This window comes from Undibacterium sp. MH2W, assembly GCF_049340215.1.
Lineage (GTDB): Bacteria > Pseudomonadota > Gammaproteobacteria > Burkholderiales > Burkholderiaceae_D > Undibacterium.
On record NZ_JBMPPA010000001.1, the window covers coordinates 280,610 to 303,766 of the forward strand.

Consider the following 23,157-nt stretch of genomic DNA (forward strand, 5'->3'; position numbering starts at 1 on the left):
GTTCTGATCTACAATACGATAAGCCTTATCGTGGTGATTCATTGGTATTCATTTAACTCAAACCATCTCGTTCCAGTTATGAAAAAAATCCTGACTTTGAGTGTCGTTGCTCTCTTAAGCGCTTGCGGTGGCGGCGGAGGTAGTTCGACAAGTACGCCCGTTTTTACGAGTTCATCGGCAAATATGTGCGCTAATCCGCGTCCTAATACGGTGGATCAGCAGGGAACAGTCAGTGATGAAAAGTCGTATATCGCGTCGTTCGTGAACCAAACTTATCTGTGGTACCAGCAACTCCCCACCAACCTCAATGCTGCCAATTATGCTAACGCGCAGGATTATTTTGCGGTGTTGAAAACGACCGCATTAGATGCGAAGGGCGTGCCTGTGGATCAGTTTCATTGGTCGCAAACGACGGCGTCTTGGAATGCAGAGTCGAGTGGTAATCCGCTTGACTTTGGTATTCAATGGGCGGCGTTGAATAGTTCTCCACCGCGTAACTGGATCGTTGCTGATGTTGCACCCGGCTCGCCGGCAGCGCTTGCGGGTATTCAACGTGGCGCAAAACTGACATCGATCGATGGGATCGATTTTGTGAATGATGCGGTTGCCGCTGACGTGAATGCGCTCAATGCCGCTTTGTTGCCCGGCCCTGCGGCCACCCATACCTTTGGGTTTAACGGTAAGGCGGCGATCACCATGACCAGTGCTGCGTATCCTGAAGTGACAGTCAAAAATGTCAAAATTATCCCCACGACTAACGGCAATGTGGGGTACTTCATTTTTGATACACAGATTGCGCAATCGGAGACGGAGTTAACCAATGCCATCAATCAGTTGAAAGCAGCGGGTGTCACCGATCTTATTATTGATCTGCGCTACAACGGTGGTGGATTGCTCTACATTGCCAGTGAGTTGGCCTATATGATCGCTGGGCCGACGAATACATCGAATCATCATTTTGAAACGTTGACCTACAACGACAAGCTCACATCGCAAAATACGAGTTATCCATTTTATTCTATCGGTACTGCCAACCAAACTTTGCCCACCTTGGGTTTAAATCACGTCAGTTTGTTGGTGACTTTTGGCACCGCTTCTGCAAGCGAGTCAGTCATTAACGGTTTGCGTGGTGTTAATGTGGCCGTGGACTTGATTGGCGCAACAACGCGAGGTAAGCCGTATGGTTTTGTGCCTCAGGATAATTGCGGCTGGACGTATTTTTCTATCCAATTCAAAGGCGTCAACGACAAAGGGTTTGGTGACTATGCGGATGGCTTTGCGCCGACGTGTCAGGTGCCTGACGACTTCACGCATCAACGCGGCGACACCACTGAGACCATGCTCAGCGCAGCACTGAGCTACCGCACGACAGGGGTTTGTCCGGCAACAGCCAGCCTGCCAGCGTTTGTAGGGGCAGGGAATAGCGACACCAGCTATCAACTTGTCCGGACACCTTCTAAAGAAATGCGTATTGTTACACCCATGTCTCGTGGCATGTAAATAGCGTCGTCAGTGATGGCAAGGTGATCATCCTTGCCATCCGGTCTCATTGGGATGTCCTTTGCTGAGTTCCGGTCATCCTCCCCTCCCAAAAAAACACCTTCCAAATCACGATACAGCCTGGCAACGTTGTGTGATTGTTTCAATACGAAGTGGTATGTTACAGTATGTAATATTGTGTTTCTTAGCGATGCGCGAATGATTGATGAGATTTAAACTTTCAGAGAAAATTTTGCTCGAGGAAGTTATTAATGCGGTCAATTCAAACACAGCCACGTAGCTATGTTCACTCATCTTATTTACGACGCACGTATTCGCAGTTGCTTGCGAGAAATATTGATGTGCAACGCGTCTTTGACGCGGCCAATCTTCGGCTTGAAGAAATTCATATTCCTGATGCCTTAATTGATATCCAGGTTTGTAAAAAAATCGTCAGCGAAGCCAAGAAAATATTGTGTTGTCCTTGGTTGGGCTTAGAGTTCGGACACGACAATACGGCGGTCATCCATGGCGTTGTGGGGCTCGCCGCAACCGCTTGCCCAACGATTCGTGCAGCCCTGCAAACCATTGCACGGTACGCGCACTTGCGCACCAATGCTTGTACTTTTGAGTACACCGAAGATGTGTATGGCGGCAAGTTCATTGTGTCGAAAGAGGGGGGCTTGGATGAGTTCAATCAATTTTTATTAGAATCGATTTTTGCGTCGATGGTGGTGTTTTTTCAGACATCGGTGGTATCGCATCTCGATTGGGTTGTGGTTGATCTGCCATTTGTTCAGGAAGAGTGCTTTGATATTTACCGTCATTTCAGCCCCTGCAAAATTCGATTTGGCCTGCCGAGACTGACGTTTTATTTACCACCTGAGATGCTAAACAAAACCTGCATCACCGCCGATGCAGAGGTGATGCAAACATCACTCTACGAGTGTGAAAAAAAACGACAGCGACTCGCAGGGCGTAAGCCGTCGTTCGCCTCTCGGGTCATCGATGTCTTGAAAAGAATCGACGCCATGACTGAAGGGCTGCCAGGATTGTCGTATGTGGCATCCCAGCTATGCGTATCGAGCAGAACACTCATGCGCAATTTAAAAGAAGAAGGAACCAGTTTTCAGGACCTCGTCGATAGTTGCAATAAGGAGCTGGCAAGTTGGTATCTCAAAAATACCTCCGATACGATTGAGGTCATTGCGCTACGTCTTGGATATCAAGACCCCAGAAACTTTAGTCGAACCTTTCGTCGCTGGTACGATACGACGCCAAGTCAATTTCGGCGGCATAGTCAATTATTGGTGAGCCCGTATGCAGGTGCGCCACTACCAAGCTACATCCATGTCATCTGAGTTTGTGCTGCTCGTCAGATGACATGGCATCATCGATCGCTTAGAAAGACCACGTACCAGATGCAAAAAGGTGGTGGACGCCACAGGTGTCGGAGGTCGTATTTCCCTTCGCATAATCCACATCCAAAACCATATTTTTTGCTCTGATTGTCATCCCGATGCTGGCGCTACGTGCGAATAGTTTATCGTGGTGATGTCCGCTATTCCATACTTGACCGATATCAAAACCAATCCGAGGGGTAAGGTGAACCGACGAGGATGGCAATGGCATCGATAACGTATGATGAAACACAAATCCTGTGTCGCCTGATATATCCCAGTCTGACATGCCGCGAATATAAGGAGCATCAGAAATACTCAGTTGCTCTCTACCATACAACGCATGTGTGGCGTATTGACCGAAGAATTGATGTTCGTAGTTCAGTGTACGGTGATCCACAGTGAAGCTTCCGCTCCAGTTGCCTGAAAGGAGAAATTTATTAAATTGTGCATGCGGATCATCGCTGTCTTTTGTCGGTAAATCTCTGGTGGCATTAAGTTGCTCGAGCCCGCGTTGCCATTCCAGATCGGTTTTCAGGCTTGCATTGCCGAAGAGAGCGGTATGATGGATGCCGAGTAATGATTTGGTAATGACGGGGCTTTGCGCCTCGTTCATCGCACCATCAAGCGTCTTTTGAACATTGGCACGCGATAATTGGCCTGACAGACTGGTAATGCTCGCTTTGTTTCGCTCAAGAACACGTTCAAGCTGAATGGCAACATAGTGTGTCAGCGCGCGTCGTTGGCCCGAGGTGGTAGCGAACGGCGACCTATATTTTTTATCGGTGTCGCTTGCAGTACCACTCAACAACCAATAACCATACGGCATGTTGTAAGACGTGCTGATGGATTCCATGCCAGATGATCGACTGCCACCTGCGGAGATGAAATCGGATAATCCAAATGGGCTGTCAAGCGAGACACTCGCTTGTGTGACGACTTTCCCAGTGATTTTTTCACCCGTGTTGGTAAAGCCAAGACTGCCGTGAAAGCGGGACTTGTCTTGATTCTTCATTTTTATCAGCACCATACCTTCTGAGACAGATTCAATATCGATTTCAACATGATTGCTGCTCAAACGATTCAATTGATCTAAGCCTTCTTCTAGATCGCTTAAGTAAAGGTAGGGATGCGCCTTGTAGCCTGGAAAAATAACATTTGGATTCATCGTTTGACTAGCACCGACAATATCTGCGATACGAACAGGTTCAATATCAAGCTGGACGTTCTCGTTGGACAGCGATGATTGATCTTTCAGATGGATATGAAAATATCCTTCTCTCGCGAACGATGCGGTCATCCATTTTGAAATGGCGTTGAGATTTTTTTGTTCCAGACAAAGTGGAATGCGATCCATTATTTTTTCTTGCGCTTCTTTCGATAGAAGATCCAGTCCCGAGACAATCACGGTCTTCCTATCGTGACATGGCGGCGTTGGTCCTTCCGCTTGGTTGCTCTCGGTGGATGGGGGTGACGAGCTCGCTATCTGTTGATTCTCAGATGCATGTACTGAGAGTGCCGTGCCGCTATACACCAGTAGAGCAGTGAGACTGAGATGAGAAAGGATGTTCCTATTGTTGAATTTTATGGATAACATACAACTCCCTTAAAAAGGCTGACGCAAAAAAATAGTGGGGTGATTTCGATGGCGACATCCTTTGGCTGACAAACATTGGGTGAACGCTTGATAGTTCCGAGTCGGACTTTGCACATCGTGCACCGATTGTATGAACCGGCATCCAAGTCAAACACCGCTAAAGGTGACAATTCATCGTCGAAAACTGCCAATCTGAACAAGGGAGTCTCCCTCTTGTTGATGACAAGAAAGTGAGAGGTAGGTGGCGCTCGATGGACGTCTCATGGGCGTCTAATAGGTGTCTGAGAAGTGCTCAGTGAATGCGTGTTGGAGTCGTAAAATTTCCGGCGTACAATACAACGTCGCTCCGTCTCCATTCCTCAGTCACGATCTCGCGCTATGCAAAAAAAACGCTGCAGCTGGGCTAATCCAGCCAATCCGCTGTATCTCGATTACCATGATCATGAGTGGGGTGTCCCGTGCCATGATGAGCAGCGTTTATTTGAGATGCTGAATCTCGAAGGTGCGCAAGCTGGGTTGAGTTGGGAAACAGTATTGAATAAACGAGATAATTACCGCCGCCTATTCGACGATTGGGATGCGCACAAAATTGCTTGTTACGATGAGGAAAAAGTTGCCGCACTATTGGCTGATCCGGGGATTATCCGAAATCGCTTAAAGGTCGCAGCAGCAATCACGAACGCGAAAGCGTATTTGCGTTTGGTTGAAGAAGAGGGGAGCTTAGACGCGTATTTGTGGGCTTATGTCGATGGTAAGCCGATTCACAATACAGGCGAACGCATTATCACCACACCCTTGTCAGACGAGATCTCTAAGGATTTGCGCCGACGTGGTTTCAAGTTTGTGGGATCAACGATTATTTATGCTTACATGCAAGCAATCGGCATGGTGAATGATCACGCTGCCGATTGCGATTGGCATCAACCGGTCTCGGTCGAGTAAAGTGAGCACGGTAGGGTGTCGCCGCTGTACTGATTGATTACTGCTTGAGTGGGTTTAGTGTTGTTTGCCAGACGTCGTTTGGCTCGCAAATGACTGAATTTCACCCGAGGATGTTTTGCTATCAAAGTTACGTGGATGCGCAACCAATACCGGTGTATTGCGAGTACCTGACTGAGACAGGATCGCAGAACTCGTTGATTGCGTATTCTTTTCCAGCGTCACGTTGGCATCCCAAATCGGCGCTTCAATGCCTTCAAAAACCGCTTTTAACTGCTGACCCCATGTGTTGCGGATCATTTGGAAATACTGGTTTTTTTCATCGATCGTGACAAAGCGAGTTACTGCGAGGCGATTGTTTTCATACACCAATAAATCAAGCGGTAACCCAACTGAGACGTTGGAACGCAAAGTTGAATCCATCGAGATCAGCGCACATTTGGCAGCTTCATCGAGGTTCGTCGTTGGATTGATAACGCGATCTAAAATCGGTTTACCATATTTAGCTTCGCCGATCTGGAAGTAGGTATTTTCGTCGTGTGCCTCGATAAAATTACCAGCGGCATAAATCTGGAATAAACGACAACGCTCTTCACCGATCTGACCGCCAAACATGAGACTGACATTAAAATCAATGCCGAAATCTGCTAATGCTTTGGCATCGCGCTGGTGAACTGTGCGTACGGCAGAACCCAGAATTCGCGCAGCTTCGTACATGTTCGGCACATTCCAGATGCTATTGCCGTTTTCATCTTTAAAATCGGCTAATAATTCACGTACGGATTGTGAAATAGACAAATTTCCGGCCGTCATCAACACCATCATACGATCGCCAGGATTTTCAAAGACGGACATTTTGCGAAATGTTCCGACCTGATCTACCCCTGCATTGGTGCGGGAATCTGACAAAAAAACCAGCCCGGCGTTCAGGCGGATGCCAACACAGTAAGTCATAATTCAATAAAGCATTTAAGATCGAAATTGGATTCTACCTCATCCCGTCTGAGACGAGGTAGTTGAAATGTGGCAATGACGATCAACGAGGGGTCACGTGCACACTGACTTCCAAGGTTTCATTTCCGCCGCCACGTCGTACGCCTCTGACTGGCGCTGCAGAATCGTAGTCACGACCGATAGCAAGTCGACAATACGCGTCGGTCATAAGACATGCATGTGTGACGTCAATACTGACCCAACCATGGTAATCACTGTCTTGCACCCACACATCAATCCAAGCGTGGCTATCGGCGTGATCACTTGTTTCGGGATCGATATAGCCGGACACATAGCGTGCTGGAATGCCACGCACATGGCAGCATGCCAAAAATAAATGCGCATGGTCTTGGCAAACCCCAAGGCCCATACTCAAGGCATCATCGGCGGTGCTCGTCACAATAGTCGAGCCACTGCGATAAGCAATGGCCATTTGAATCTGGGTTGCTAATTGCAATAGTTCTGTTGTTGACGCTACACCATCCCGAGGAAGATGTCGGTACGCAAAGTCAGAAATCGCTGGTGTTGCTGCGGTGAGTCGGGTGGGGACGGTAAATACCAACGGCGAAAAATTTTCTGAATCGACAATCCTTCCACCGGCTGGTGTGATGACATCAACCACACCATGCGCCAGGATGCTGATTGTCGAATGCGAACCGGTGATTGTTAAGGTGTGCGATTGATTATTATAAGCGTCGATAAACGCCGTTTTATGTCCTGCCGTTTTGACGTCCCATTGAATGACTTGCTGATGCGTTTCTATCCGCGGCGTCAAACGTAACTGTTGAATCGTATACGTTGACGGCAGCGAATAGTGATAGGTTGTTTGATGCTGAATAAGGAGTTGCATATCAATACTAAGCAGCCAACGGAACCAGAAAATCGCGGCTGATGCGATTACCTAATTCAAAGATGCGCTCTAAGAATTCAGTCAATGTGTCGTGTAATCCGGCGGCAAGTATATCTTCGATTTTCGCAAATTTCAGCTCTGCATGGAGTTTGCCAGCAAGTCGCTCAGTATCTGCTGAGACATCGTTACGCACTTCCGCGAGGTTGGCAACGACTTCATCCATACATGCCAGCAATGAGCGAGGCATATCGCCGCGCAACATTAACAGCTCGGCGACGCGTTCAGGGGTAATCACATCGCGATAGACTTTGCGGTAGATTTCAAACCCAGACACTGACCGTAACAACGCACCCCAATAATAGAAATCTCGTTGCATGACTTGATGGTTGCGCTCCACCTCGTTGATACTATGAAACTTCACGTCCAGAATCCGTGCCGTGTTATCTGCACGCTCTAAGAATGTACCTAAACGAATAAAGTGGACCGCCTCGTCTTTAAGCATCGTGCCCAGTGTCACGCCGCGTGACAGGTGGGAACGGAATTTCACCCATTCAAAAAACTGACCGGGATCTTGTTCTAGCATACCACTGGCCAGCTTTTCTTGGACTTCTAGCCACGTCGCATTTTGTGTCTCCCACACCTCGGTGGTGAGTGTCCCACGTACGGCACGAGCATTTTCGCGGGCTTCTTTCAGACACGATGCAATCGACGATGGATTCATGGGATCGCGAACCATAAAATCGAGCACGTCTTTTTTGGTCAGGATGCCATAGTGATGATCGAATGCTGATTGCAATTCAGAAATGCCCAACATCGCACGCCATCCGTGTTCTGCATTTTCTGCTGATTGCGGCAACATGGATGTCTGGACATTCACGTCCAGCATCCGTGCGGTGTTTTCGGCGCGTTCGGTATAACGAGCCATCCAAAATAAATGATCAGCGGTACGACTTAGCATGGTAGTTCCTAGCGCGCCACGAGTGACGCCGTAAAATCATAATGGTATTGAGTCATCCAGTAACCGAGGTGCATCACTGGCTGGATTATTTTTCTAGAATCCACGTATCTTTCGTGCCGCCACCTTGAGAGGAATTGACGACCAGTGATCCTTCTTGTAACGCGACACGTGTGAGTCCACCCGGTACCATTGAAATCGTTTTACCCGACAAGACAAAGGGGCGTAAATCAATATGTCGTGGTGCAATCCCATTCTCAACAAACGTCGGACATGCAGACAGGGCGAGCGTTGGCTGCGCAATGTAGCCGTCGGGTTTGGCAATAATACGCTGACGGAAATCTTCAATTTGTTGCTTTGTTGACGCAGGACCGACCAACATACCGTAGCCACCGGCACCATGCACTTCTTTGACAACCAAATCAGCCAGATTCGCCAGCGTGTAAGACAAATCTGCAGGCTTGCGGCATTGATAGGTAGGCACGTTATTGAGAATCGGTTCTTCGGAGAGATAAAACTTGATCATATCCGGCACATACGGATAAATCGATTTATCATCAGCGACGCCGGTACCAATTGCGTTGGCCAAGGTCACGCGACCCGAACGATAGACAGATAACAAACCCGGTACACCCAACGAAGAATCCGGACGGAACGCGAGTGGATCTAAGAAGTCATCATCGATACGGCGATAAATGACATCGACGCGTTTCGGACCACGCGTTGTTCGCATATACACCGCGTTATCGTTGACAAACAAGTCTTTCCCTTCAACCAGCTCCACACCCATTTGTTGTGCGAGAAACGCATGCTCAAAATAGGCAGAGTTGTACATGCCCGGTGTCATGACAACGACGGTTGGGTTATCAACACCGACCGGCGCGACAGACCGTAAATTATCCAACAGCATGTCAGGATAATGATCGACTGGTGCAATTTTATTGCTGCTGAATAATTCCGGAAACAGTCGCATCATCATTTTGCGATCTTCCAGCATGTAAGACACGCCAGAGGGAACACGCAAGTTATCTTCGAGCACATAAAATTCACCAGCACCAGCACGGACGATATCGACACCAGCAATGTGGGCATAGATATCGGAGGCCACGGAGATACCTTGCATCTCTGGGCGATACTGCGCGTTTTTGTAGATCTGGTCTGGCGGAATAATGCCTGCCTTGATGATGTTCTGATCATGATAAACGTCATGAATGAACATATTGAGCGCTTGAACGCGTTGCACTAAACCTGCTTGCAACTGTTGCCACTCATGCGCTGGAATAATCCGGGGAATAATATCGAAAGGAATCAGACGCTCAGTTCCTGCGTCATCGCCGTAGACTGCGAAGGTGATACCAACGCGTCGGAAACTCAGATCGGCTTCAGCACGTTTGCGCTGCAAACGCTCCGGTGTTTGCTGCTTCAACCACAAATCAAAATCGCGGTAGTGTTCTCGCGTTAAGTTCGCTGTGTCGGGGCTGCTTGTTACATCAGCAGTCATTTCATTAAAAAATTTTGCCATGTTAAATTTCCGCGAGTGCTGTTGATGCTGACTATATCAAGAAGCGTGCCAGATCATCGTCAATGAGAGGACTGATAGCAGACTGTATTGGCTGGGAAAAATGACAAAGAAGGCACAAGGCGATCGTCTTGTTGTCAGCTACCCATGCGGAAGCGCCAGTACAGTGCCATCCATCAGGATTAAATCACTGATCCAAAATGGCTCTCGGAAAGTGCGTCAGTGATACAAGCATGACGGAGATTGCGTGCGCATCCAAAAAAGCAGCGCGCAGAAGACCATACCACACTGTCTATGAGACGATTTTGTGTCAGTCCTATTTTTATATCAAGGCGCGCGGATATAGTCAATCAATTCGAGTGTATGTGTATCTGGTTTGGGCGTGAAGATGCTAACGAGTGCCATGGCGAGAAATCCCGCTGGTACTCCAAACACACCTGCTGAGATTGGTGCGATGTGCCACCATTGATTGTGAATGTTGCCGCCGAACAATGGATGGGTGTACAGCATGTAAAAAACGCACACACCAAACCCAGTGATAATGCCGGCGATTGCACCTTGGTGGTTCGTTCTTTTCCAGAAAATGCCCAATACCAGTGCAGGAAAGAGCGCCGATGCAGCAACCGAAAATGCTGCACCAACAAGTGACAAAATATCCGCTGGTTTTAACGACGCGACATAGGCTGCAAACAGCGCCACAACCAGCAAGAACAGTTTTGAGATAGTCACGCGCTTTTGTGTTGATGCAGAAGGATCAACCATCTTGTAGTAAATGTCGTGCGATAAAGAATTAGAGATGGTCAGCAATAAACCATCCGCGGTTGATAATGCCGCGGCCAAACCACCCGCAGCAACCAATCCGGAAATCACGTACGGCAAACCAGAAATCTCAGGTGTCGCGAGGACAATAATGTCACCATCGATGTTGATCTCGGAGAGTTGCACAATACCATCTTTATTGATATCAATGATGCTAACGAGAGGGTTCAATTTATCGATATTCGCCCAGTAGGTGACCCATGAAGGTAGCTCCGAAAATTTACTTCCAACGAGGGATGTGTAGATGTCGTATTTCAGCAGAATAGCGAGTGCTGGGATCGTGATGTAGAGCAGCATGATGAAAAACAAAGACCAAAAAACAGAATCTCTGCTCTCGGTAACCGAGGGTGTTGTGTAATATCGTGTTAATACATGGGGTAATGCAGCGGTTCCCATCATCAAGCACAGTACCAGCGCGAGAAAATTATTTCTCTTGTCATCTGATTCTGAGGCTGTTTTTGCTGCATAAGGTGTGTATTGTGAAAATCCTGCCTGAGCCTTCGCTAAATACGTGTTCTGCATCTCAGTCCACCGCTGGCGTGCTTCTTCAGGACTTGCTGGATAATTGGCGAGCGCTCTTGTTGCGTTTTTAATCTCAATCAAACTGCCTGCACCATTTTTTAATGTTTCCAGTGTGGTGACCAACTCTGTGCGACCACTTTCCCATGATGCGGGTAAATGCTGAATTTTTTCCTGAAATTCGTTGGCCCTTAGTTTGTAAATTGCGCGCACATCTTTTTCCTTTGGATCATTCTCAAAGGTTTTTTCTAAGTGACTTATTTTGGGTAAGAAAGAGCCATAGGCGATTTGTGGCAGTGGATTGTCACTATGCTTGATCGACAACCAAATCACCGGAATCATGAATGCGACCAAAATAATGATGTATTGCGCAACCTGCGTCCACGTAATCGCACGCATGCCACCCAAAAATGAACACACCAGAATACTGGCTAGCCCTAAAAAAATACCGACAGAGAAATCAACACCCGTAAAACGCGAAGTAATCAGGCCGACGCCATAAATTTGAGCGACGACATAAATGAAAGAAATAATGACCGTGGCAAAGACAGCGAGTAAGCGCACAAGATTGCTATCGTTTTTTCCTGCAAAACGCGCCCCAAGAAAATCTGGAATTGTGTATTGCCCGAATTTTCGAATATAGGGTGCGATGAGCATCGCTACCAAACAAAAACCGCCCGTCCACCCGACGATATAGGCAAAGCCATCAAAGCCTTGCAGATACAACCCACCCGCCAAACTTAAAAAACTTGCCGCCGACATCCAGTCTGCCGCTGTTGCCATGCCATTAAAGACAGCGGGAACACGGCGTCCAGCGACATAGTATTCGGTGATATCCGAGGTGCGGCATAGCACACCAATCCCGGCGTAAATAATGATGGTCACAAACATGAAAAGATAACCGATCCATGAACGTGGCACACCTTCTCGCTCTAAGATGGCGAGACTAATCAGAAAGACGAAAAAGAGCAGCGTGTACCACGTATAGTATTTCGTCAGCCGTCTGGAAAAACGATGATCCGCCATCAATGTTTCTCCTTGGATGTGGTGCGTGTAATCCAGCGCATACCTAGGGAGTAAATCGCCAGTAGCAGCACAAAACTCAGTGTGAGTCCTTGGGCTGCCATATAGAGCGATAATGGCCAGCTGAAGAAATGGATAGTGGACAATTCACGTGCAAAAAATAAGCTGATAAAAGTGAGGCTGAACCACACTATGAGCAGTGTGATAGTGAGTCTTTTCGTATTACGCCAGTCGTTGCGTTTTTCTGGTAGCGTCGTTGTATTCATCTCAGTCGCCTTCCGGGACGAAATCATCGAATGGATTTAATTTAAAGGAGATACGGAACACACAACCGGGAAATTGTGGATCTTGCGGATGCGGATTGTCGCTGATGTCAATGTGTGCATCATGTTGCAAGGCAATTTCACGCACAATCGCCAGCCCCAAACCACTGCCTTGGACATTGGTTCCTAAAATGCGATAAAAGCGTTCAAACACGTGTTCGCGTTCCGACGCGGGGATACCTGGTCCGTTATCTTCTACTTCGAGGATCGCCAATTGTTGTGCGTGGTTGATATTCACTTTCACGGTGATACTGTGCTCAGCCGGAGTGTAGCGAATTGCATTGTCGACCAAGTTGCTTAGCATCTCTCTAAGCATCAGTGGATTGCCAAAGATATACACGGCTTCATCTGCCTGTTCAAAGCCAAGATCAATCCGCTTATTGAATGAGATCGGAATCCATTCACGTACGACATCCATCGCTAACTCGTTGAGATTGACTTGTTCTCGTGGTTGCTGCGCCGGTGTTTGGTTTTCTGCGCGGGCCATGGTCAGCAACTGATTAATCAAACGAGTGGCAGCTTCTGAACTAGTTGATAACTGGATCAGTGACCGATGAATTTCTTCTTGATCCGTTTGTCGTAGCGCGAGTTCTGATTGCATGCGCATTCCCGCGAGCGGCGTTTTCATTTGATGAGCTGCATCAGCAATAAAGCGCTTTTGACTATTGATCGTCTGTGTCAGTCGCTCTAACATGTCATTGAGCGAATTGACGAGGGGGGTAATTTCTTCAGGCACCTGACGAGAATCAATCGGACTAAGATCGTCGGGACGACGCGCACGGATTCGTTGTTGGAGTTCAGCAAGGGGCGATAACCCGCGACTCAATGCAAACCAGACCAAGGCTAAGGCGATCGGCAAAATGATGAATTGTGGCAGGATGACGCCTTTGATGATTTCATTGGCGAGATTGGAACGTTTATCGAGTGTTTCTGCGATTTGAATGAGAACTTGTGGACGCGGCGTTTTCTTGGTGTTGTTGGCTGTTGTTTGGAGGGAGCCGCTGTCAGGAGTGTCTACACGATCGACTTCCATGTAGGCGTACACTACACGAAAATCAGCTCCACTAAAGCTGACATTTTTGATTTGGATGGCACCAAGCGCTGGTTTTTCATCTTCGTCCGGTGGGGGAATAACTTGGTCGCCATCAATGAGTTGTCCACCACTTGTTTTGACCTGAAAATAAATCCGATCGATATCATCAGCGCGAAGAATGTCACGGGCCGCCGGTGTGAGGCGTGATACCAGTTTGCCATCCGCTTGCTTGATCTGCTGCGCGATGAGTGTGATTTTATTTTCTAGAGCATGATCAAAGGGTTGATTCGCAATCGACTTCGCCACCAGATAGGTGATCGCGATACTCATTGGCCATAGCAATAAGAGCGGCGCCAGCATCCAATCCAAAATTTCACCAAACAGCGAGCGTTGAGTGACTTCTTCTGGTTGGTTGAGCAGCGTGTTCTCCGGGCTCCCCCGAGGTGGCGCGGAATTGACGCTACTCTCTATCGTCATTTTTGATCAGTGCTGGAAAGCGGAGTGGTATCGGAAGATGCTGCACGTGCGGCTGGTGCAACAAAGAATTTCTCTAAGCAGTAACCAAGCCCCCGTACTGTCGCGATGCGTACCCCATCGATTTCGATTTTTTTCCGCAAACGATGAACATAGACTTCAATCGCATTGTTACTGACTTCTTCACCCCATTCGCAGAGATGATCAACCAGCTGTTCTTTTGAAACCAAACGACCGGTACGTTGTAATAGCACCTCTAGTAATCCCAATTCACGCGCAGACAGATCCAGCATTTGCTCATGGATGTAGGCGATTCGCCCCACTTGGTCATAACTTAATGGGCCATGTTTGATGATCGTCGGACCACCGCCAGCACCACGGCGGGTCAGCGCCCGAACTCGTGCTTCTAATTCGGATAAGGCGAAGGGCTTCGCCATGTAATCATCTGCACCGAGATCAAGACCTTTGACACGCTGCTCAACGGAATCGGCAGCGGTGAGGATGAGAACGGGTAAATGAGAATTTCTGGCCCGTAGACGGCGTAATACTTCGAGGCCACTCATTTTGGGCAAGCCCAGATCGAGAATGAGTAGATCGAAATCTTGGGTCGATAGGGCAGAATCCGCTTCCTGACCGTTGTTCACGCAATCGGTTGCATAACCGGATTGACGCAATGAGCGGGTGAGTCCATCTGCCAGGACACTATCGTCTTCAGCAAGCAAGATACGCATGAGATTTCTTTACAATGAATTTGTCTCTTATTCCAAAAGAACATGCGCTGTGGTGCGTGCTCTTTTCTTTCTGTGTCGGGAGCAAACCACGATGACGCGCTGTCTTTCATCGCTTTATTATGATCATTATTATCGTTGAAATTCTCCCAAGAGAGGCTTGGAAAGCGCATCACGCTGTACTTTTCGCCACTCTGAGAAACAATTTCGTCTTTGTTTAACGTTATACCAAATTTGCTGCAGGATTTATAGGCGAATTTACCAATTCATCAGAGAAAAATGAACCGGACTTGATATTTATTAGGAAAGCCGTCTCTTATTCTTGCTGATCGCTCTGCTGCATGATGTGTACCTTGACCTTGATGCTCTCAGTGACGATCGTCTTTGTCGATCACATTCATGAGCATGCTTGCAGACCGAGAGGGATGTTAAACTGTCACTACATGTAAAAAACATTCGTCAATATTGCGTCATCGTTGACGAAAGAGCGTACAAATCACGAAAAGTGAGTGGAACATTCAATCAGTTGAGGAAGTGTCATGGAAGTATTTGGTCTTGGTATTCATGTATTGGTTGCGATTTTTTTTGCAATCCACGTCGTTCGGACGGGGCAAAATATGTATTGGTTAGCGATTTTATTCATGTTTCCTCTCCTTGGTAGCGTGGTCTATGGTATCGCGATCTATTTGCCAAGTTCTCGTATTGAGCATGGTGCGAAAAAAGTCATTTCTGTCGCTGGAAAATTACTTGATCCAGACCGTGAATTACGGGCAGCGAAAGAGGCATTCGAATACACACCGACGGCGCAGAATCAGATGCGTTTGGCGGCAGCCTTGTTGGCAGCAAATCAACCGCAAGAGGCAGCGCAGCATTACGAGGCGTGCTTGCAAGGTCCCTTTGCGAGTGATCCGGCAATACGCTTGGGAGCAGCCCAAGCCAATTTCGCTTGCGCCCGTTTTGAGGCGTGCCTCACCCATTTGCAGACACTGCGCCAACAGTCGCCCCATAATGCGTCCGAGGTCGTTGCGGTCCTGATGGCGCGTTCGCTGGCTGGAATGGGGCGCACCTCTGAGGCCCGTGCTGAGTTTGAATTTGCGCTACAGAAATATGGAAATTTTGATACCCGTGCTGAATATGCGATATGGGCACAGAGTCTTGGTGATACAGAGACGGCTCAGCGTCTAAAAGCGGAGTTGGATCAGACAATCAACCGCTGGAGCAAACACAATCGGGAACTCAACGCAGAGATGTTGAGACGTCTTCGCGATGCCTTTTAATGCAGCGACCGTTATTTGTCAGGTCGGTGAGCGTTAATTGACCATATCGGGTGCTTCAAGTGGCAAAAGGAGCGTAAAGCAAGTACCTTCACCGGGCTTACTTTTAACGCTTAACTGCCCATGCAAGATGGACGTCACAATGTTGTAGCTGATACTGAGCCCTAAGCCACTCCCTCCTTGGCCGAATCGAGTGCTGAAAAAAGGCTCAAAAATATGCCGAATATTTTTTTCTGGAATGCCGTTGCCGTCATCGGTAAAGTAAATTTTGATTTGCTCACTACCGACTCTTTCGGCACTCATGGTCATCTGGCCATGGCTGTGACCGTCGAACGCATGGAGCAAGGCATTTTCGATCATGTTGGTCAGCACTTGGCCTAATGGTCCAGGATAGCTGTTCAATACAAGATCATGAGCGATATCAAGATGTAATTCATGTGCTGAATTGACGATACGATTTCGCATAGACGCGATAATATCTTGGCATGTTTCTAGCAGGTTAAAACGTCGTTTGTGTTCGGTATTTCTGTCCACTGCAACTTGTTTGAAACTGCTTAACATCGTTGCCGCCGCAGTGAGTCCGTTGAGAATGAGTTTCGAACCTTGTTGTACGTCTTTGAGATAGTCGTCGAGATCTCGCCGCTTTAAATTTTGCTGATGGATCTGTTCAATCACAGTGTTGGTTTTTTCAGCGATGGTGCTGGCGATTAAAAGACTGTTGCCAATCGGCGTATTCATTTCATGCGCAACACCAGCGACCAGTGACCCCAGCGCTGCCATTTTTTCTTGATCCACTAATAAATGCCTTGCATCCATCAGTTGCTGATAGGCATGTGCATTATCCAGTGCGATCGCACTGTAGGAACACAGGGTACGAAAAATAAGACGCTCTCTTTCCGGATAGGCGCGTTGTTTTGGCGATTGGACTGACATGACGCCAATGACTCTTTCCGCGACAATTAACGGCGCAAACAACAACGTTTCCATGCTTAAGGTGCCGGGGAGTTGTGATGCTGTATTAATGTCATCGAGAAGCTCGACCAAAATTTCGCGCCTTTCTCGGACGCAGCGAGAAGAATAATAAACGGGACTATCAACAGGAAAAGCATACTGAGATAGGCGCGTACCTGCTTCCATGCCATACGCGAGCGTCAGTGTCGAACCGGTATTGTCGAGGAGCCAGATCGATAGATGTGTTGCATCAAGTAAATTATTGACATGATGCAGGAGTACTTGATAAATATTCTCTAATTCGAGCTGCGTGGTAATTTCTTGCCCGATCGTCCCTAAGATCGATAAGGTCTCATTATTTTTTTCAAGCAGTAGTGCGCGCCGCTCTTTCTCTTCCACCATGGCTTGATGGTGTTCGTTATCACTAATCGCCTTCTCTACTTGCAACCTGAGCTGCAATGCGATGGCACTATTGCTGATATCGGCATTGAGACTTTTTTCGCGAGATGAAAAGGCGCAGAGTGAATAGCGATAGGCTTCAGTATATTCGTCTCTTTTTGCGTACTCTTCTGCAATGCGTGAATAGAGCTTGTCGGGAATCGTGTAATCCTGAATCTGCTTACCAATGGCGACTGCTTTGAGCAGATAATCGAGCGCGAGTTGGTTTTGTTCTGGGCTGGCACCATGAATAATATTCTTTGCAGAATAGATATCAGCCAGAACCCATAAAGACAGGATCTGATGTTCTTGATAGTGGTTTTCTGTTGCGATCTCAAGCGCTAGATTGGCGGCATTTAATGCGGCTTCAATTCTCTCTAGCCCCAATAATGCTTGCGCCTGACCCCTCAGTGATATGCACTGAAAGTCGAGCTGTAACTGGGCGAGAGGGTGGCTATACAGCTGTTTGAAGCAGTCATAGGCCTTGTCGTATGCTGATTGCGCAAGCGTGATCTCGCCGAGGGATCGAAGCGCAAGCAAATAATTCCGTGTATTGGGTACTTTGCTTAGAATTCTCAGCGCTTCATTCAATAATTCTTTGCTCGAATCGAATTGATCTATTTTGAGGAATGCTTCTGCGGTCTGTACCAGACTCACGCCGAGAGAAATGGGCCAATCTTTTTGGCGCGCTAGTTGGATCGCACGATGGCCCCATTTGAGTGATGACTCATGATCGCCTAAGCGTGCCATGGAGAAGCATACGTTGGACGAGGCAGCAACGGCGCGGGCAATCTGACCGCTATGTAATGCGGCGTCAGCCGCACGAATGAAGAGTGCAGTTGCCGTCGCGAAGTCACTATATTGCACCGCTTGCCCGGCAAGAAAATTGAATACCCAGGTCAGCAGCCCTTGGTCTTTTTGGGTTTGCAAGTGATCAAAATGGCTCACGAGACTCTGCTCTTCTGGATAACGCATTTCAAACACTTTGAGGCGTGCATTGCATGCGTTGGCAATTTCAAAACGAATTTGATCGCCTGCGGCGGTCGCATGCGTCATGCACAGTCCCAGTTCCTTTTGCTGTAATTCAATATCACCAGCGTCATTTTCAAGAATGGAAAACAGCCAATGCGTATCAGCGAGACCAACGTCATCATGAGCGAGTGTGAAGTGCTCTAGTGCCGCGTTGGCTTGTGTCCGGGCGTTGACAAAATGTGCCCTGAGCAGCGCAATTTCCGCGCGAATTAACAATACGCGCGCAATACATTGATTCTTTTTCTCTGTTTGCTGTTGGGACGCGTTGAGTTTCTCATCTGCTTGGTCGCATAATTTGAGGGCGCGCTGCGTATCACGTTGACGCATTGACCAAGCAAGGTGAATCAGTAGCGATACCGGTGGTTCATTCGTATGACGAATGAACGCCTGTTCCAGTTCTGAAACAGTATCGTTACTGACAAAGAGTTCCATACCATGCATCTCCAATTGATGAGAAGAGTTTGCCCTTCAGCGGTGCGAGCATCAACAATGACAGCCCTATTGCATTGTCAAGAGCACCGCGCCTCATAGTGAGTCGCTCATCTCAAGTGACCCTATAAGGCAGTCAAAGACAATGCCGTGATAGCGTCGCAAGCAACATTATGAAGAGATGTTACCCCAGAAAAGCCGAATTCCATTGAGTAAAAATTGCCAAATATTGTCAGATGGTTAGTTAGGAACGATCACTTGTTTAGTGGGCTCGATATCCTCTTTGACTGGAAAATACGCCTGATAGTTCACATCGTGATGAAGATGGTGTGTTGATGTAGTTTGGCTACAATTTACTTTTCGTGAAAATTTGTAAATTGTTGATTATTAAAGAATTTGTGAGATTAGTGAGTGAAAAAGTGGCGTCTTGCCGTATGTTATCGTTTACATTGTATTTAGTTTAATTACATAATGGTGTAGGGCATAGACCCTGATGCATACCTCATTGGCTAATTCATTAGCCATAAAAATATAAAAAATACAATGTAAAACACGGAGACGGTGATGAAGAAAAAGACGATTCAGCCATGCGTTCATTTGTACTCGGGCGATAGCTCAAGCAATCAGTTGTTTCATGAAATAAGCTTTCATCGCATTGCGATCACAGTACTCGCATCAGCAACCTTGCTGTTGAGTGCGTGTGGTGGCGGAGGAGGTGGGGCACCGGCAGCAAGTGGCTCTGGGGCGTCCACACCAACGGGGCCGACACCCGTGGCGATCAGTTTTAATGCATCCAAGGCGATCTGGCTCACGTCAGATACCGTTGTTTGGCCCAATGCCAGCACCACTGCGCAATACCAACTAACAATCGCCAACGCAGGTGGGTTAGCGGTCAATAGTTCTGGTGTCATGAGCGGGAATAGTGCGCAGTATCCGATGTCCGTGGTGACAGCAGGTTTCAGCAGCTTACCGGCGTCGGTGCAAGCGCAATATCCGCAATACGCTAATGCGACGGTTTTAAAATTAACAACGCCACTCACTGCGGCACAAATGGCGTCCGCATTATCCGGTGAAATGGCGGTGATTCAGACCGCTAGCAACGGCGTAGCGACTGATGGCACCCAACTGCAAATTGCACCGCTCTTAGATAATCTCTATTCGCCGACAAAGCAAAGTGCGACGCAGACTTCATCGCTTGGCGTGACATTTTCAGCGGGCATTCCTACTTTCAGTTTATGGGCACCCACCGCAAAATCGGTGGCGTTAAACGTGTATCCGACAGCGACGGCTACTACGCCGTCGACCACGGTGCCAATGAGCCTCAACGCTGCCACAGGTATCTGGACTTATACGGCAAGCGACACTAGTTGGACTAATACCGCGTATTACAGTTACACCGTGAATGTGTATTCTCCCTATGCCGCAGGGGGAACCGTCGTCACCAATACCGTCGCCGATCCTTATGCCGTTTCAATGAATGCATTGGATTTGACGAATCCTGGCAATCATCATTCGATGGTGCTTAACTTAGCCGATCCCGTTACGATGCCAAGTGGTTGGACGACACAAAACTTACCAGCGACCTTAGATGGAACGGACAGTGCGATTTACGAGTTGCATGTCCGTGATTTTTCTTCGGGGGATGCGAGTGTTGCGGCGGCATCGGTGGGGCGATTTGAGGCGTTTTCTCCTGCTAACGCCACGACAACGAATGGCATGCTGCATTTGGCGACACTTGCGCGTGCAGGTCTGACGCATGTCCATTTGCTACCTGCCGCTGAATTTGCCAGCATCGATCAACTTCATTGCGCTTCACCGAGCATTGCGCCCTCTGTTGGCGCTGGATTGAATGCGCAACAAGCGGTTGTTGCAAGTCAGAATAGCGATTGTTTTAACTGGGGTTATGATCCGCTTGTCTATGGCGCACCGCAAGGTAGCTATTCAAGCAACGCCAACGATGGCGCTGCGCGTGTCCGGGAATTCCGCGATATGGTGTTGGGTCTCCATACGATTGGATTACGCGTCATTATGGATGTGGTGTACAACCACACTGCCGCAGCGGGTCAAAATACGAATTCCATTCTGGATCAAATCGTACCGGGTTATTACTATCGACTAGATGCCAACGGAAATCCAACCTCGGTGTCCGGTGCTGGGCCTGATCTCGCGACCGAGAACGCGATGACTGAAAAACTCATGATCGACACACTCGCTCGCTGGGCAGGACAATATAAAGTCGATGGTTTCCGCTTTGACATTATGAGTTTGACTCCAAAGCAAGTGATGCTCGACGTGCAGAGCGCGCTGAATCAAGTGGCTTTGAGCGATGGGCGTCGCACAGCGACCGGGCCAGGTGTGTATCTCTACGGTGAGGGATGGACGCAGACAGGTCTGAACTTTGTCAATGCACAGCAATCGGCAATGAGTGGCACGGGTATTGGTACCTTTAATGATCGCTTGAGAGATGCGGTACGTGGAGGAAGTCCTTTTGATAGTGGTGGAAGTATGGTGTCACATCAAGGCTTTATCAACGGGCTTTGCTACGATAATAACGATGGCTCAGGATGCAATACGACAACAGCGAATGTATCGGGCTGTTCGTCTGGTTCGATGACGCAGCAACAATGTCTGTTTTTATTGCAGAGTCGGATCAGCGTCGGCTTAGCGGGTAATCTGTCCACGTTCCAGCTCAATGCGACGACCTCTGGTGCAAAACTCGATTATTTCGGATTGCCCACGGGTTACACGGCGATGCCGCAAGAGAATGTGGCCTATGTCTCGGTACATGATAATGAGACGCTCTTTGATCTTAGCCAATACAAACACCCTGTCGCCACGTCCGCTAGTGACCGTGCTCGTGCGCAGACCGTTGGTTTGTCCTTAGTCGCCTTGGCGCAAGGCGTGCCGTTTTTCCAAGGCGGTGACGATATGCTTCGGTCAAAATCGATGGATAGTAATAGCTACAATTCAGGCGACTATTTCAATCTGATTGATTGGACGGGTAGGGGGAATAATTGGGCCGTCGGCGCACCGCCGCAAAATACTGGTAATAATGCGGCGAATTTGGCAGTGATGACGCCATTGCTCAACAATGTAGCCCTTGCGCCTGCGAGCGCAGACATCAGTAGCGCGACATTGGCGTTTCAGGATTTTCTCAAAATCCGACAGGATACGACCATGTTCCGTTTGAAGACCGCTGCAGCAATTTCAAATTGTGTCAGTTTCCCTGATCAATCTTCACAACAAGCGGGCCTTATCGTGATGAGAATTTCTGGTGCATCGGGCTGTGGGGATAGTAAATATAAGAGCGTTATCGTGTTATTTAATGCGAACAAAATTGCGCAAAGTTTTACGATTCCATTTTATGCTGGTGCGACTGTTCAATTGCATCCAGTTCAACGCAATGGTAGCGATAGTATAGTGAAGACAGCGGGGTTTAATACAGGCGTGTTCACAGTGCCAGCGCGAACAACGGCGGTGTTTGTTCAAATATAAGAGCGATTAATAAGATGCATGGCGGGGGCTTTGGATGTGATGATAAAGTTCCCGTCGTTGTGTTCGTGCCGTAATTTCTTCACTGCTGAATCAAGCGTTAGTTCGCTGTCCCATTCAGTACTAAACGCCTCTCGGTGGGCACATTGTAGCCATTGGTCTAGATGGTGAATGTCAATCCGGTTATAGCCCACTTTCAGTAACCCACACATCTCAAAGTATTTCAGTAAATTGGACGTCGTTGTACGGCCTGCTGCACTGACTTTTCCTAGACATTCTTGTGAGATATTGATGGTCAATCGATCTGAACGTATCTCGTCATCAGTCCTCACGTTCGTTAAGGTAAATGTATTGCCTTCTACCAAAAAAAGAAGAGTGTAAAAAATTTTACCGATGGCATTGGAGTACAGTCGTCGGAGGGTGATGTAATTTTGGCGGACGGCTTGAATCGCGATGGCGTTTAGAAATTTTTCACCAACATGAGATTCCGTCGCAATGACCTCGCGCAAAATCGAAAAAGGAATTTCAATCAGGCTTGATTCAACCTCCGCGATCATATTGAGGGACAAAGGATAATTTTCGTAAAGGTATTCTTCACAACACCAACGTCCCGGGAAAAAAAGAATCGAATATCTCTGTTCTGTCACTTTATTCAAGATTTTTCCGGCTAATAAACCATCGAGAACAAAGACGAAGTGCTCAGGAATACTTCCCTGTTCAAAAATAATGTCTCCTTTTTCATAGTTGCGGAAACTAAAATTTTTAAAAATACGCTCTATATTTTTTTCATCCCTTATCTGTAAAGGTTTCAAAATATCGAGGAGAATTTTCTTTAGCATTTGTCGTTTCTTGAAGAAATTTTTGAATAAAGCACGATATACACAGAGCGT

16 protein-coding genes are annotated in these 23,157 nt (G+C 47.8%); 5 read left to right on the plus strand and 11 right to left on the minus strand.

The genetic code is table 11. From position 1 onward, the window contains the following. Nucleotides 1-78 precede the first annotated feature (78 nt). Together ACO0K2_RS01265 and ACO0K2_RS01270 are read left to right on the plus strand one after the other, a co-directional pair. Nucleotides 79-1,500: a S41 family peptidase gene (locus ACO0K2_RS01265; protein WP_423014927.1), complete on the plus strand. Its 1,422-nt coding sequence runs from the start codon at nucleotides 79-81 to the stop codon at nucleotides 1,498-1,500. A gap of 251 nt (nucleotides 1,501-1,751) precedes the next feature. After that, on the plus strand, nucleotides 1,752-2,840 hold the full coding sequence (locus ACO0K2_RS01270) for a helix-turn-helix domain-containing protein (RefSeq protein ID WP_423014929.1): 1,089 nt from the start codon (nucleotides 1,752-1,754) through the stop codon (nucleotides 2,838-2,840). Nucleotides 2,841-2,880: 40 nt separating this feature from the next. Here the strand turns inward: ACO0K2_RS01270 and ACO0K2_RS01275 are convergent, their stop codons facing one another. Beyond that, the gene (locus ACO0K2_RS01275) at nucleotides 2,881-4,476 is read right to left on the minus strand and encodes a ShlB/FhaC/HecB family hemolysin secretion/activation protein (RefSeq protein ID WP_423014931.1); all 1,596 of its coding nucleotides are present in this window, start codon (nucleotides 4,474-4,476) and stop codon (nucleotides 2,881-2,883) included. Between the two features lie 378 nt (nucleotides 4,477-4,854). Between ACO0K2_RS01275 and ACO0K2_RS01280 the strand changes: the two genes are divergently transcribed. Then, nucleotides 4,855-5,418 carry a DNA-3-methyladenine glycosylase I gene (locus ACO0K2_RS01280; RefSeq protein ID WP_423014933.1) on the plus strand — a complete coding sequence of 188 codons (564 nt, stop codon included), beginning with the start codon at nucleotides 4,855-4,857 and terminating at the stop codon, nucleotides 5,416-5,418. Between the two features lie 54 nt (nucleotides 5,419-5,472). Here the strand turns inward: ACO0K2_RS01280 and ACO0K2_RS01285 are convergent, their stop codons facing one another. From ACO0K2_RS01285 to ACO0K2_RS01320, 8 genes are all read right to left on the minus strand, one after another. Then, on the minus strand, nucleotides 5,473-6,369 hold the full coding sequence (locus tag ACO0K2_RS01285) for a peptidase (protein ID WP_423014935.1): 897 nt from the start codon (nucleotides 6,367-6,369) through the stop codon (nucleotides 5,473-5,475). An 82-nt stretch (nucleotides 6,370-6,451) separates the two neighbouring features. Then, entirely contained in the window at nucleotides 6,452-7,258 is an 807-nt protein-coding gene (locus ACO0K2_RS01290) for a transglutaminase family protein (protein WP_423014937.1), read from the minus strand. 7 nt (nucleotides 7,259-7,265) lie between these two features. Further along, a complete protein-coding gene (locus ACO0K2_RS01295; protein WP_423014939.1) occupies nucleotides 7,266-8,216 on the minus strand; it encodes an alpha-E domain-containing protein in 951 nt (316 codons plus the stop codon). An 85-nt stretch (nucleotides 8,217-8,301) separates the two neighbouring features. Further along, nucleotides 8,302-9,735 (minus strand): circularly permuted type 2 ATP-grasp protein, encoded by a 1,434-nt coding sequence (locus tag ACO0K2_RS01300; protein WP_423014941.1) that lies wholly within the window; start codon nucleotides 9,733-9,735, stop codon nucleotides 8,302-8,304. Nucleotides 9,736-10,059: 324 nt separating this feature from the next. Beyond that, a complete protein-coding gene (locus tag ACO0K2_RS01305) occupies nucleotides 10,060-12,099 on the minus strand; it encodes a sodium:solute symporter family protein (protein WP_423014943.1) in 2,040 nt (679 codons plus the stop codon). Further along, nucleotides 12,096-12,359, minus strand: a complete 264-nt coding sequence (locus ACO0K2_RS01310; protein WP_423014945.1) for a DUF4212 domain-containing protein — start codon at nucleotides 12,357-12,359, stop codon at nucleotides 12,096-12,098. Before ACO0K2_RS01310 ends, ACO0K2_RS01305 begins: the two co-directional genes overlap by 4 nt. A gap of 1 nt (nucleotide 12,360) precedes the next feature. Next, a complete protein-coding gene (locus ACO0K2_RS01315; RefSeq protein ID WP_423014947.1) occupies nucleotides 12,361-13,926 on the minus strand; it encodes a sensor histidine kinase N-terminal domain-containing protein in 1,566 nt (521 codons plus the stop codon). After that, the gene (locus ACO0K2_RS01320; RefSeq protein WP_423014949.1) at nucleotides 13,923-14,654 is read right to left on the minus strand and encodes a response regulator; all 732 of its coding nucleotides are present in this window, start codon (nucleotides 14,652-14,654) and stop codon (nucleotides 13,923-13,925) included. The genes ACO0K2_RS01315 and ACO0K2_RS01320 overlap by 4 nt, the downstream gene beginning before the upstream one ends. Before the next feature lie 536 nt (nucleotides 14,655-15,190). Between ACO0K2_RS01320 and ACO0K2_RS01325 the strand changes: the two genes are divergently transcribed. Further along, nucleotides 15,191-15,928 (plus strand): tetratricopeptide repeat protein, encoded by a 738-nt coding sequence (locus ACO0K2_RS01325; protein ID WP_423014951.1) that lies wholly within the window; start codon nucleotides 15,191-15,193, stop codon nucleotides 15,926-15,928. A 33-nt stretch (nucleotides 15,929-15,961) separates the two neighbouring features. Here ACO0K2_RS01325 and ACO0K2_RS01330 read toward each other — a convergent pair whose 3' ends face one another. Beyond that, nucleotides 15,962-18,778: an ATP-binding protein gene (locus tag ACO0K2_RS01330; protein WP_423014954.1), complete on the minus strand. Its 2,817-nt coding sequence runs from the start codon at nucleotides 18,776-18,778 to the stop codon at nucleotides 15,962-15,964. 561 nt (nucleotides 18,779-19,339) lie between these two features. On the opposite strand from ACO0K2_RS01330, the gene ACO0K2_RS01335 reads away from it, so the two are divergent. Further along, nucleotides 19,340-22,270 carry an alpha-1,6-glucosidase domain-containing protein gene (locus ACO0K2_RS01335; RefSeq protein WP_423014956.1) on the plus strand — a complete coding sequence of 977 codons (2,931 nt, stop codon included), beginning with the start codon at nucleotides 19,340-19,342 and terminating at the stop codon, nucleotides 22,268-22,270. Here ACO0K2_RS01335 and ACO0K2_RS01340 read toward each other — a convergent pair. After that, nucleotides 22,261-23,106: a Crp/Fnr family transcriptional regulator gene (locus ACO0K2_RS01340; protein WP_423014958.1), complete on the minus strand. Its 846-nt coding sequence runs from the start codon at nucleotides 23,104-23,106 to the stop codon at nucleotides 22,261-22,263. The two genes, ACO0K2_RS01335 and ACO0K2_RS01340, sit on opposite strands and share 10 nt — an antisense overlap. Between the last annotated feature and the right edge of the window lie 51 nt (nucleotides 23,107-23,157).